The following is a 12999-nucleotide window of genomic DNA, read 5'->3' as shown; positions in this document are numbered from 1 at the left end:
ATCAGGGTTCACGCCTGGCGGCAGCAATCTGACCCCGGACGCCCGGCCGATGCCGGGCGCTTTTCACAAAACGCAGAACTGGTGACCATGGCGGGGCATTCGGACTGGCTAAATTTCCGGTAACTATTCACACTGACAGATGTTCAAGCCGACAGATGATCTCAGCAAACCCTGGTCAGCCCGACGGCTGGCTATCTCGTTCACGGATACTCTCGTTGGAAGGATCTCGTGAGCCGTCCCGGTAAGTTGTTCAGGAGTGTTTGATGGCATTGGTCGACCCGTCTGCCGATGGTTACGCTGCAGTATTTCTGATGGAAGGCACCGACGTGGCCCGCCAGATGCGGGCGACCGAGTTTGATGCTTTCCTCGATGGCTACGTAGGCCTGTCTGACCTTGCCGATACGGACGTGCGCGCGGTTTTTGTCCAGATGGGCAACGACCTGCTGGTCAGGGCGCTGGTGTTTTTCCGGATTTATTTTGACGATGAAGGCCGGGCCGACGGGCACTGGGATATCCCGGTAGATGTACTGGCAGGTAAGGGCTCCAGTGGACCGGACATGGGGGCTGGCCCCATTCGTCTGGTCTGCCGCAGTCGTTGTCCCGATGCGAAGTACACGGATGAGCTCTGGGATCCGGAAATGACTCCCGGTGCCAACCACTTCCAGTCCATTCGCAAGGCGGTCGAGGCGAATCACCTGAAGTATCGGCGCAAGGCGCCGGTTTCGGACGATCACATTCCCGTGGTGCGCACCTTGCTGGGCAAGCCGGACGCAGAGGTGGCCGCCCGGGAAGCCGCCGCCCAGCGGAATCGTCTTGCCGGGATGATCCGGGAACAGCGCCTGCGGATCAAAACCATGCAGAGCGCCCATCAGGATGCCATTGCCTCGTTGCAGCGCGGGCACCGGCTGGAGCACCGGGCCGAGCAGGCAGAGTTCAAGGAGCTCGAGCGAAAGCTGGAGCGTCAGCGTCTGGAAACCAGCAAGGTCAAAAAGCGCCTTGTACGCCGAGATGAGCAACTGGCGGGCCTGCAGCAGCAACTCGATCAGGTCCGGGCGGCCACCACCGGCGTCAATGAGGCCGCTGAGGCCGAAGTGGTCTTGCTGCGTGAGCAACTGGACCGCAAGCAGCGTGAACTGGAGGCCCAGACCCGAACCGCCCGGGACCTGGAGTCGGAACTGAACCGGATTCGCAGCGAACAGCCGGATGAAGACTCACTGATCTACCAGTTGCAGCAACAGAAGGTCTTTGTGGTGGGCTACCACGCCGGCGTCGGGCATATCACGCTGCCATTCGGTGATCTGCAGCGGTACTTCTCTAACCCGGTGGCCTACGCGGCGGACAAGTGTGGGCTGACCGAAGGTGCCTATCGCAAATGGCTTGACCACTACGAAAATCCGGTGTGTCGTGAGGTCGGCGATAACCCGGAAGACTGCTGTGGCCAGCCCGTGATGCGGGTCAGTCAGCCTGCTGATTTCCAGCCGGGAATCGACGATCGCTGCGAAGTTCATGGCGCCGGCATTGCCTGAGCAGGCCCTGGCGGACAATCTTTTTCAGAATCGGTCCGTAATTCGTTAAGATGGTGTGACGAAACGTGCATCAACGAACGACTTTCACAGGACTCTTCATGGATCAGTTCAGGAATATCGGTGTTATTGGCCGCATGGGTAGCGTCAAGGTGGTTGAAACCCTGCGCCAGCTCAAGAGCTACCTGCTCAATGAGAACTACCAGGTCATTCTTGAACAGGATACCTCTGCCATGCTCCCGGGCCACGGTTTGCAGGTGGCCAGCAAGAAGCTGATGGGTGAGATCTGTGATCTGGTGATCGTGGTGGGCGGCGATGGCAGTCTGCTGGGTGCCGCCAGGGAGCTGGCCAAATCGAAAGTGCCGGTACTGGGGGTCAATCGTGGCCGTCTCGGTTTTCTGACCGATATTTCTCCTGCAGATCTGGAAGAAAAGCTGGGCAAGGTCCTGCAGGGCGAGTACATCGAGGAGCAGCGCTTCCTGCTGGACGGTAACCTGGAACGGGACGGCCAGCCTCTGGGCTATGGCAGCGCCTTGAACGATGTGGTGCTGCACCCTGGCAAATCTACCCGGATGATTGGTTTTGACCTCTATATTGACGGTCATTTCGTATACAGTCAGCGCTCGGACGGGCTTATCGTGGCGACGCCCACCGGCTCCACCGCCTATTCACTGTCAGCCGGCGGGCCAATCATGCATCCCAAGCTGGACGCCGTAGTGCTGGTGCCAATGTTCCCCCACACCCTCAGCAGCCGTCCTATCGTTGTGGATGGCAAAAGCGAGATCAAGCTGGTGATCGGAGACACCAACGAAACCTATCCGCAAATCAGCTTCGATGGCCAGATGGACATCGCCTGCGCCCCCGGTGACATCATCCGGATTACCAAAAAGCCGTTCAAGGTCCGCCTGATCCACCCGAAAGACCACAACTTCTACGCCACCTGCAGAGAAAAACTGGGCTGGGCGAGTGAGATAGCAGCGAGTTAATCATGGCTACGATACGGAAGGCCTGCCGAGGCTACGACATCATCGGTGACATACACGGCTGCGCCAGAACCCTGGAAAATCTGCTGGAGCAAATGGGCTATAGCAAGCGCAACGGGGTGTTTCAGCATCCTCAGCGCCAGGCTGTCTTTATCGGTGACATTATCGACCGGGGTCCCCGCATCCGCGAGGCACTGCACCTGGTGCGGGATATGGTGGAGCATGGCTCCGCCAGAATTGTCATGGGTAACCACGAATACAATGCCCTGGGCTATTGCACCCGGGCCCGGCCGGGTAGCGGTCAGCAGTGGTTGCGGGAGCATAACGCCCGCCATGACCGGCTGATCCGCGAAACGCTGGAGCAGTTTGATCACTACCCCCATGAATGGAACGAATTTCTTGAATGGTTCTACACCATACCGTTGTTCATTGAGGATGATGATTTCCGGGTGGTACATGCCTGCTGGGATGAAAAACTGATCCGTCAGTTCGAGGCCAGCCAGGGTGGGACTACCATTGACGAAGATTTCCTGCATGCGTCTTCCGCTATCGAGTCTTTTGCGGGTCAGGTTATGGATACCCTGCTGCGGGGAACCGACCTCATTCTTCCTGATGGCATGACCATCACCAGCAAGGATGGTTATACCCGCCGCTTCTTCCGCACCAAATTCTGGGCAGAAGACCCGAAGACCTATGCCGACGTCGTGTTCCAGCCCGACCCGCTGCCGGAGGATGTGGCCCGCAGGAAGCTCAGTGAAGACGAGCTGAAGCAGATTCTCGAGTACCCGCTGAGTGCACCGCCGGTTTTTGTCGGTCATTACTGGATGGAGGGTACGCCCGCGCCCCTGAAAGCGAATGTGGCCTGTATCGACTACAGCGCGGTCAAATATGGCAAATTGGTGGCTTACCGGATGGACGGCGAACGAGTGCTCTCCAGGGACAAATTTGTTTCTGTGGATGTCGAGCGGCCGGAACTGGTGACATCATCGCGCACCGAAGACAGCGTAGCGAGGTAAGGCTGGTGTTCCGCATCAAACAACTGGCAGGGGATATGGATCTGGCCGGCTTCAGCCGCTGGCTGGATCAGCAGGGTGTGCAGCACCGGATCACCGAAGAAGGCGGGGATCAGGTGCTCTGGCTGGCACAGGCTGAGCACACCGACCCGGTTCTCGCGGCACTGGAGCAGTATATGGCACGGGAAGACGTGCGGGATGCGGTCGATGAGGCCGGCCGTGCCCCGGTGACCGGCGGCCGATGGCAGCCTTCTCCGGGGCATGCACCGGTAGTGCTGGGCATCATCATTATTGCCGGCCTGCTGGCCTGGGTCACCGGACTGGGTAGCAGTGAACTGGCGCTGTGGCTGACCTATACCGATCCCCAGGCGTTCCCCTGGCAGAGCTTCGTGCAGCGGCTCGATGCCCTGGCGCAGACGCTTGCCTCGGGCCAGGTGTGGCGGCTGATTACTCCGGATTTTCTGCATTTCAGCTGGATGCACATTATTTTCAATGCGGTGATGCTCTGGTTTCTGGGCAGTCAGGTGGAGTGGTTCGACGGGCGCGGGCGCTTTCTGGCCCTGTTCGTGGTGACCAGTCTGCTGTCCAACACCTTGCAGTATCTGGTATCCGGTCCCTTGTTCGGTGGCTTGTCCGGAGTTGTGTACGGTGTGCTCGGGTATTGCTGGCTGAGTCAGCAACGCAGAGCACGATTCCAGTTCCCGCCGGCGCTGGTGGTGTTTGCGATGGTGTGGATGCTGATCGGCTTTACGCCGCTGCCAGAGTGGATCGGCATCGGGCGCATGGCCAACGAGGCCCATCTCGGAGGCTTTATCGGTGGCCTGCTGATGGCGCTGGTGATGGCGCCAGGGCGTCCGGTCAGGGCATAAAAAAGCCCCGCCAGAGGCGGGGCATGAAAAGAGCTCTGAAGCTCCTGATGAGAGAGACCAAATGCTAACGACCGTTGTCATTTGGTGAGGTAATGATAATCATTTACGTTTAAGTCTGTCAAATGCTTTGCGGGGTTATTTTTATGACTTACGAAGAATTAATCGAGCGACTTGATCCTGCGGTATACCAGAGCCTGCGCCGTGCGGTAGAACTGGGAAAATGGCCGGATGGCCGCAAGGTGCCGGCAGAGCAGCGCGAAATCTGTATGCAGGCGGTTATTTACTACGAGCAAGCCCATAATATTCCGGAAAACCAGCGGGTCGGCTTTATTGATCGCAGTCGCAGTGATGGCAGTACCTGTGGTCCGGATGACGGCGTTGATACCATTCGGATTCTGAGTTGAGGTGGCTTTGAGCACAACCATTGATGTAACCGGGCGACTGTCCAAAATGCCGGTAACCCAATCCAGCCCGGTGGACTATACCCTCAGGGTGGGGGATCACCAGGTGGCACTGAATCCGCTTCTGGGGCAGCAGATCGACATTGAGTACACGGGCGAAATCCGCTGTGTTCACTGCGACCGGAAAACCAGCAAAAGTTTCAATCAGGGCTTCTGTTTCCCCTGTTTCAAACGGTTGGCAGCCTGTGACAGCTGCATCATGAGCCCTGAGAAATGCCATTATCACCTTGGTACCTGTCGCGAACCGGAATGGGGTGAAACTCACTGCATGACGGGTCATGTGGTGTATCTGGCCAATTCGTCAGGTCTTAAAGTAGGCATTACCCGGGCCAGCCAGGTGCCGACCCGCTGGATCGATCAGGGTGCCGTCGCTGCTATCCCCATGCTGCGGGTGGCTACCCGATACCTGGCGGGGCTGGTAGAAGTCGCCTGCAAGCAGCACGTTGCGGACCGGACCAACTGGCGTACCATGCTCAAGGGTGAGGCACCGGAAGTGGACCTGATGGCCGAACGCGAGGCACTGTTGGCGAAGATTGAACCGGAACTTGAGCGTCTGGCGGCAGAGCATGGTGCCGGCTCGCTGGAGGCGTCGGCAGAACCGGTGTGGACGACGGACTATCCGGTTGTGGTGTGGCCGAAAACCGTCAAGACCCATAATCTCGACAAGGTTCCGCTGGCGTCGGGCGTGTTGCAGGGTATCAAGGGTCAATACCTGATACTGGACACCGGCGTTATCAATATTCGCAAATACACGGCGTATCAGGTGCGGGTAAGGGCCTGCCCGGCCTGAGCGGCCGGCGCGGAATCAGCAGGACCGTTGCTTCCGCCCGGGTTGATCGTCTTTTATCACCTGATACCGAAGACTGAGAGATTGCTATGCGCACAAGCCAGCCAAAAACCATTTATCTGAGCGACTACCGGGTACCGGATTACCTGGTGGACTTCGTGGACCTCCGCTTCGAGCTGTTTGAAGAAGGTGCCCGCGTGCACAGCACCCTCACGGTGCGCCGGAACCCCGCCGCTGAAGGCGCTGGTGGCCAACTGGAGCTGCACGGGGATTCGCTGAAGCTGCAGTCGGTACGCCTGAACAATCGCGAGCTGGCGCCGACCGCCTATGATGATCAGGGCGATTTGCTGGTGATTGCGGATGTGCCTGAAGAATTCGAGCTTTCTGTGGTGACCTGGATCGAGCCCCAGAACAACACCCGCCTTGAGGGTCTGTACAAGTCTTCGGCCATGTTCTGTACCCAGTGTGAGGCCGAGGGTTTCCGCTGTATTACCTTCTTCCCGGACCGGCCCGACGTGATGTCCCGTTATCGCACCCGGATCGAGGCCGACAAGGTCCGTTATCCGGTGCTGCTGTCCAATGGCAACGATGTGGATCGGGGTGATCTGGCTGACGGCCGTCATTTTGTTACCTGGGAAGATCCGTTCCCCAAGCCCAGTTATCTGTTTGCCCTGGTGGCCGGAGATCTGGTGGAGAAAGCGGATACCTTCACCACAATGTCGGGTCGGGACATCGCCCTGCGGATGTATGTCGAGCCTCGCAATGCCCAGAAATGTGAGTACGCGCTGGATTCTCTCAAACGAGCCATGCGCTGGGACGAGAAGGTGTACGGCCGGGAATACGACCTCGACATCTTCATGATCGTTGCAGTGGATGACTTCAACATGGGCGCCATGGAAAACAAGGGCCTCAATATTTTCAACTCGTCCTGCGTGCTGGCCCGTCCCGAATCGGAAACAGATGCGGCATTTCAGCGTATCGAAGCCATTGTGGCCCACGAATATTTCCACAACTGGTCCGGTAACCGGGTGACCTGCCGCGACTGGTTCCAGCTCAGTCTGAAAGAAGGGTTCACGGTGTTCCGTGATTCGCAGTTTTCCTCCGATATGGGCTCAGAAACGGTTCAGCGCATCGACAACGTCACCCTGTTGCGCACCGCGCAGTTTGCCGAAGACGGCGGCCCCATGGCACACCCGGTGCGGCCGGCGTCCTACATGGAAATCACCAACTTCTACACCCTGACCATTTATGAAAAAGGGGCTGAAGTAGTCAGAATGATTTACACCCTGCTGGGTCCGGATCTGTTCCGCAAGGGCAGTGATCTCTACTTCGAGCGTCACGATGGCCAGGCGGTCACCACCGATGATTTTGTGAAAGCCATGGAAGATGCCAGTGGCCGGGATCTCGAGCAGTTCCGGCTCTGGTACCACCAGGCGGGCACCCCCGTATTGACCGTGGAAGACCACTACGACGCGGATTCCCAGTGCTACCGGCTTTCCGTGCGACAACTGGTTCCGGATACACCCGGACAGACCGACAAGCAGCCGCAGCACATTCCGCTGGCCATCGGTCTGCTGGATAGCAAAGGCCGGGATCTGCCACTGAAGCTGACTGCGGAAGAGGCAGACGCGCCCTCAACCCGGGTGCTGGAGCTGAAGCAGGCAAGCCACACCTTCGACTTCTATGGCGTTACCGAACAGCCGGTGCCCTCTCTGCTGCGGCATTTCTCCGCTCCGGTCAGGGTTCACTACCCCTGGACCCGCGACCAGCTGACCTTCCTGATGAGCCACGACAGCGATGGCTTCAACCGCTGGGATGCGGGCCAGCGCCTGGCTGTTGATGTGATTCAGGAGCTCGCAAGCGGTGCCGGCACCGAGGTGGACGGACGCCTGGTTGATGCCTGTCGCACCTTGCTGACGGATGCCACGGCGGACCAGGCGCTGATTGCCAAGATGTTGCAGTTGCCAACCGAAGCCTATCTGATTGAACTGAGCGACGGCGCCGACGTCCAGGCGATCCATCAGGCTCGCACCCGGGTGCTCGACGTGCTGGCCAGTGAATTGCGGGATGACCTCCATGCCTGTTACCAGCGCCATCAGCCAGATACCGGGTATGAACTCACGCCCGAGGCTATTGCCGGTCGTAGCCTGCGCAACATGGCCCTGGCCTGGCTGTTACACATCGGTGATGAACAGGGTTGTCAGCTGGCGCTGGATCAGTTCCGCAATGCTACCAACATGACCGACCAGTCCGGCGCTTTACGGGCACTGGTCAACTCTTCATTTGCGGATGCCCGTGAGCAGGTGCTGGCCAGTTTCTATGAACGCTGGCAGGCCGACCCGCAGGTTGTGGAGCAATGGTTCTCGGTGCAGGCGTCCAGTCACAGTGCCGGCGACCTGCCGGCTGTACAGCGTCTGCTGGAACACCCGGCGTTCGACTGGAAAAATCCGAACAAGGTGCGCTCGGTGGTGGGTGCGTTTGCGGGTCAGAACCTCGCTCATTTCCACAATCAGGACGGTTCCGGCTATCGCTTCCTGGCCGAGGTGGTGCGCCGGCTTGACGACAGCAACCCGCAGATTGCCGCTCGCCTGGTCTCGCCACTGACCCGTTGGCGGAAGTTTGCACCGGTTCACAGCGATGCCATGCGGGAAGCACTGGAATCAATTCGTGACAAGGAAGGCCTGTCGCGGGATGTCTATGAGATTGTTCACAAAGGGCTTGCTGACTGAGGTCTGGCCCGGACAGGTTGCTTTTGCAGTTGCAGCTGGTTTACTGATGTTACAGCGGCTCTGACAGGGTACGAGGGAAGCATTCGGCAACTCGGTACCGAACTACATTGACGAAGAGGGAATCGTTTATGGCACTTTTCAAATCAAACCGGCTGAGAGCATCGGTGCTGGCTCTGGCCGCAACAGCAGGACTGGCTGCAGCCTCTTTCTCGCTGTCTGCCCAGGAACAGCGTTTCGTGACGATTGGCACCGGTGGTGTGACCGGCGTTTACTATCCGGCGGGTGGTGCCATCTGCCGGCTGGTGAATATGGATCGCAAGGAGCACGGTATTCGCTGTTCCGTTGAGGCCACCGGCGGATCGGTGTACAACCTCAATGCCATCGGTCAGGGCGAGCTGGATCTGGCGGTGGCACAGTCGGACTGGCAGTACCATGCCTATAACGGATCCTCCGAGTTTGAGGGGCGTGCAAACAAGAAGCTGCGGGCGGTGTTCTCCATGCACCCGGAGCCATTCACCGTGGTTGCCAGCAAGGATTCCGGTATCCGCAGGTTCGAGGATCTGGAAGGCAAGCGGGTTTCTGTGGGTAACCCTGGTTCAGGCCAGCGCGCCACGGCGGAAGTGCTGATGAACGCAATGGGCTGGGACATGGACAAGTTCCGGCAGGCCGCTGAATTGCGTGCCGCTGAGCAATCCCAGGCACTGTGTGATGGCAATATCGACGCCTTCTTCTACACCGTTGGTCATCCCTCCGGCGCCATCAAGGAAGCCACCACGTCCTGCGACAGCGTGATCGTGACAGTGGATAACGAAGCCACCCGGAAGCTGGTGGCCGATAACCCTTACTACCGGGTGGCAACCATTCCTGCGGGCATGTACCGCGGCAATGACGCAGACGTCACCACCTTCGGTGTCGCGGCCACCTTTGTGACCTCCGAAGATGTAGCCGATGACGTGGTCTACGCCGTGGTTCGGGCGGTTTTTGAGAACTTTGACAGCTTCAAGCGTCTGCATCCGGCCTTTGGCAATCTGGAAAAGGAAGAGATGGTGTCAGACGCTCTCAGTGTTCCGCTGCACCCGGGGGCTGAGCGTTACTATCGCGAAGCGGGCCTGATGGAATAACCAGCCTCACGCTGACTCCGGAGGCCGGGAACAGGACGTTGCCGGCCGCCGCTTTCGCTTTGTTGCACGGCACCGCCAAAGTGACCATGCGTAAAACCTTCCAGTGACCACAGGGAAACAGTCTATGCCCGGAAGCCCGCCGGATCTTCATCATGCCGATTCGTCTCGCCCGGGCGCGCCTGGACAGCCGGATCAGGTCCGGCAGGTATTACAGACGGAAACCGGGGGGCGGGCGCTGACGGGTCCGGTTGCCCGCGTGCTGTTTCTGGTGGCACTGGCGTGGTCGCTGTTCCAGTTATGGTACGCATCGCCGCTGCCATACATCATTGGTATTGGTGCCTTCAATTCCTCCGAAGCGCGCTCAATACATCTGGCCTTTGCCATCTTTCTGGCGTTTGTTTCGTTTCCGGCAATCAAGGGCCGGCACGACAACCACGTGCCTTTCTACGATTGGCTGCTGGCGTTTGCCGCTGCCTTTTCGGCTGCTTATCTGTACCTGTTTTACGACGGGCTGGCCCGCCGCCCCGGGGCACCGAACACCATGGATCTGGTGGTTGCCATCACCGGCCTTGTGTTGCTGCTGGAGGCAACCCGGCGGGCACTGGGATTGCCGCTGACGATTGTTGCCGCGGTCTTTATTGTCTATTCCCTGGCCGGCCCCTGGATGCCGGACGTTATCTCACACCGGGGTGCGAGCCTGAACAGGCTGGCTTCCCATCAATGGCTGGGTACCGAGGGTGTGTTCGGGGTACCTATCCGGGTTTCGGTCAGTTTCGTTTTTCTGTTCGTGCTGTTCGGGGCGCTGCTGGAACGGGCTGGCGCCGGTCAGTACTTTATTCAGGTCACCTACGCACTGCTGGGACATATGAGGGGCGGGCCGGCCAAGGCTGCCGTGGTATCCAGTGGTCTTTCGGGTGTGATTTCCGGGTCATCCATCGCCAATGTGGTCACCACCGGTACCTTTACCATTCCGCTGATGAAGCGGGTGGGCTTTCCGGCCACCAAGGCTGGGGCAATAGAGGTGGCGGCATCCACCAATGGCCAGCTGACACCGCCTGTCATGGGCGCCGCAGCATTCCTGATCATGGACTTTACCGGCGTGTCCTATCTTGAGGTGGTCAAGCACGCGATTCTGCCGGCGCTGATCTCCTACATCGCGCTGATCTACATTGTTCACCTGGAAGCGGTGAAGCTGAACATGAAAGGCATTCAGCGACCAGTGACCCAGACCCTGGCCCAGCGCCTGCTGAAGTGGGTGACCCTGCTGCTGGGGCTGATTGTTCTGACGCTCGCGGTTTACTACGGCATTGGCTGGATCAAGGTCTGGCTGGGTGACGCCGCCATCTGGCTGGTGGGCGCACTCACGATCCTGGCCTATGTGTTGCTGGTGCGCTATGCCGCCAGCACTCCCCCCATGGCAGATCTGGAGGAATTTGGTACGGAGACCCTGCCGCCGGTGGCAGAGACCGTCAAAAAGGGTCTGCACTTTCTGTTACCGGTGGTTGTGCTGGTGTGGTGTCTGGCAGTTGAGCAGTTTTCGGCATCGCTGTCGGCATTCTGGGCCACCCTGTTCATGATCTTTATCGTGGTAACCCAACGACCGTTGATGGCGGCTTTCCGTCATCAGGGGGCCCTGGTCCGGGCTCTGCGCGACGGCGCTGAGGACCTGATACAGGGCATGGTCACCGGCGCCCGTAACATGATCGGTATCGGTGTAGCCACAGCCACCGCCGGGATTGTGGTGGGCACCATCACCCTGACCGGGCTGGGGCAGGTGATGACGGAATTTGTGGAGTTTCTCTCTGGCGGCAATCTGATGCTGATGCTGGTGTTTACAGCGGTCATCTGCATTGTGCTGGGTATGGGCCTGCCCACCACCGCCAATTACGTGGTGGTCTCCAGCCTGATGGCACCGGTGATTGTTACCCTGGGAGCCCAGAACGGCTTGCTGGTGCCGCTGATTGCGGTGCACATGTTTGTGTTCTATTTCGGGATTCTGGCGGATGACACGCCGCCGGTGGGTCTGGCCGCCTATGCTGCTGCCGCCATATCAGGCGCGGATCCGATACGGACCGGTATTCAGGGATTTGCCTACGACATACGCACCGCTATTCTGCCATTCATGTTTATTTTCAACACCCAGTTGCTGCTGATCGGCCTCAGCGGGCCGGTGGATCTGGTACTGACAGTGGTCAGTGCGGTGGCCGCCATGCTGGTCTTCGCTGCCGCCACCCAGGGTTACTGGCTCACCCGAAGTTATCGCTGGGAGTCTGCCTTGCTGGTGCTGATCGCGTTTACCCTGTTCCGGCCCGGCTTCTGGTGGGACATGGTTTATCCTGAGTACGAGGACAGGCCGGGTGTGGAGCTGATCGCCCAGCTGGACGCTCTGAGCGCAGAACAGGACCTCGACAGCATCGTGATTCAGGTATCCGGCATGTCGCTGACCGGAGCCGATGTGTCCACCTGGCTGGAACTGCCCCTGGGGGAGGGTGCGGACGCTGATCAGCGCCTGCAGAACGCCGGGCTTGAACTGCGCCAGCAGGACTCGACGCTGGTGGTGGATATGGTGGAGTTTGGCAGCCCGGCAGAAACGGCAGGTATTGATTTCGACTGGCTGATCGAATCTGTGAGGGTGCCCCAGGAGCGACCGCCACGGGAGTTGATGTACCTTCCGGCCATCCTGCTGCTGGCCTGGATTGGCCGGCGTCAGCTGCGCCGGGGAAAGGCTGACAGAGCTTCTCCGGACGTGGCAGCAAGCGCCTGACATCTTTGGCGAAATGCTGCTAAAATGCGCGTCCTGTTGAGCCACGATGGTAGCGTGGCTCCCGATGACACGTGGTCTTTGGTACGGATCACCGCTGAGAGGAGCGTTACATGCCTGTTATTACCCTGCCTGATGGCAGTCACCGCAGTTTTCCCAATCCTGTCACTGTCCATGATGTGGCGGCGGATATTGGCGCCGGTCTGGCCAAAGCCGCACTTGCCGGCAAGGTTAATGGCAGTCTGGTGGATACCAGCCACGAAATAGCGGAAGACGCCGAGCTGGCCATTGTTACCGAGCGTGACGAAGACGGCGTCGATATTATCCGTCACTCCACCGCTCATTTGCTGGCCATGGCCGTGAAAGAGCTGTTTCCGGAAGCCCAGGTCACCATCGGTCCGGTGATTGACAACGGCTTTTACTACGACTTCAAATTCGATCGCCCGTTCACCAATGAAGATCTGGCGCGTATTGAAAGCCGTATGGAAGAACTGTCAAAGCAGGACATTGCCGTTTCCCGTTCCGTGATGTCCCGGGATGAGGCCGTCAAGCTGTTTGACGCCATGGGTGAAGAGTACAAGGTGCGCATCATCGAGGATATTCCCGGTGAAGAGGACCTGTCATTCTACCGCCAGGGTGATTTCATTGACCTGTGTCGTGGCCCTCATGTGCCCAGCACCGGCAAGCTCAAGGCCTTCAAGCTGACCAAGGTGGCGGGTGCCTACTGGCGTGGTGATACCAGCAATGAGCAG

At 59.0% G+C, this 12999-nt stretch carries 10 protein-coding genes; all 10 read left to right on the top strand.

The window, feature by feature from the left end; genetic code table 11:
• Window positions 1–263: 263 nt before the first annotated feature.
• Window positions 264–1526, top strand: a complete 1263-nt coding sequence (locus AAC035_RS10925; protein ID WP_339803822.1) for a DNA repair protein — start codon at window positions 264–266, stop codon at window positions 1524–1526.
• Between the two features lie 98 nt (window positions 1527–1624).
• Window positions 1625–2509, top strand: coding sequence for an NAD(+) kinase (locus AAC035_RS10920; protein ID WP_339803819.1), 885 nt, complete (start codon window positions 1625–1627; stop codon window positions 2507–2509).
• Window positions 2510–2511: 2 nt separating this feature from the next.
• Window positions 2512–3522, top strand: a complete 1011-nt coding sequence (locus tag AAC035_RS10915) for a metallophosphoesterase (protein WP_339803816.1) — start codon at window positions 2512–2514, stop codon at window positions 3520–3522.
• A gap of 5 nt (window positions 3523–3527) precedes the next feature.
• Entirely contained in the window at window positions 3528–4388 is an 861-nt protein-coding gene (locus AAC035_RS10910; RefSeq protein WP_339803813.1) for a rhomboid family intramembrane serine protease, read from the top strand.
• Window positions 4389–4531: 143 nt separating this feature from the next.
• Window positions 4532–4792, top strand: a complete 261-nt coding sequence (locus tag AAC035_RS10905) for a DUF1315 family protein (RefSeq protein ID WP_339803810.1) — start codon at window positions 4532–4534, stop codon at window positions 4790–4792.
• Window positions 4793–4838: 46 nt separating this feature from the next.
• Entirely contained in the window at window positions 4839–5639 is an 801-nt protein-coding gene (locus AAC035_RS10900; protein ID WP_339803825.1) for a DUF2797 domain-containing protein, read from the top strand.
• A gap of 86 nt (window positions 5640–5725) precedes the next feature.
• Window positions 5726–8365: an aminopeptidase N gene (gene pepN / locus AAC035_RS10895; protein WP_339803808.1), complete on the top strand. Its 2640-nt coding sequence runs from the start codon at window positions 5726–5728 to the stop codon at window positions 8363–8365.
• Window positions 8366–8493: 128 nt separating this feature from the next.
• Window positions 8494–9486, top strand: a complete 993-nt coding sequence (locus AAC035_RS10890) for a TAXI family TRAP transporter solute-binding subunit (RefSeq protein ID WP_339803805.1) — start codon at window positions 8494–8496, stop codon at window positions 9484–9486.
• Window positions 9487–9610: 124 nt separating this feature from the next.
• The gene (locus tag AAC035_RS10885; protein WP_339803802.1) at window positions 9611–12250 is read left to right on the top strand and encodes a TRAP transporter permease; all 2640 of its coding nucleotides are present in this window, start codon (window positions 9611–9613) and stop codon (window positions 12248–12250) included.
• A 110-nt stretch (window positions 12251–12360) separates the two neighbouring features.
• Window positions 12361–12999: TGS domain-containing protein (locus tag AAC035_RS10880; RefSeq protein ID WP_339803799.1), on the top strand; the 639-nt coding region annotated here is incomplete at its 3' end.

This window comes from uncultured Marinobacter sp. (genome assembly GCF_963974375.1).
Taxonomy (GTDB): Bacteria; Pseudomonadota; Gammaproteobacteria; order Pseudomonadales; family Oleiphilaceae; genus Marinobacter.
This window is presented reverse-complemented; position numbering and strand designations above follow the sequence as displayed.

What these genes read in the sequence shown, in the direction of transcription:
- AAC035_RS10925 (WP_339803822.1), top strand. Translation starts at nt 264, where the DNA reads ATGGCATTGGTCGACCCGTCTGCCGATGGTTACGCTGCAGTATTTCTG.
- AAC035_RS10920 (WP_339803819.1), top strand. Translation starts at nt 1,625, where the DNA reads ATGGATCAGTTCAGGAATATCGGTGTTATTGGCCGCATGGGTAGCGTC.
- AAC035_RS10915 (WP_339803816.1), top strand. Translation starts at nt 2,512, where the DNA reads ATGGCTACGATACGGAAGGCCTGCCGAGGCTACGACATCATCGGTGAC.
- AAC035_RS10905 (WP_339803810.1), top strand. Translation starts at nt 4,532, where the DNA reads ATGACTTACGAAGAATTAATCGAGCGACTTGATCCTGCGGTATACCAG.
- AAC035_RS10900 (WP_339803825.1), top strand. Translation starts at nt 4,839, where the DNA reads ATGCCGGTAACCCAATCCAGCCCGGTGGACTATACCCTCAGGGTGGGG.
- pepN (WP_339803808.1), top strand. Translation starts at nt 5,726, where the DNA reads ATGCGCACAAGCCAGCCAAAAACCATTTATCTGAGCGACTACCGGGTA.
- AAC035_RS10890 (WP_339803805.1), top strand. Translation starts at nt 8,494, where the DNA reads ATGGCACTTTTCAAATCAAACCGGCTGAGAGCATCGGTGCTGGCTCTG.
- AAC035_RS10885 (WP_339803802.1), top strand. Translation starts at nt 9,611, where the DNA reads ATGCCCGGAAGCCCGCCGGATCTTCATCATGCCGATTCGTCTCGCCCG.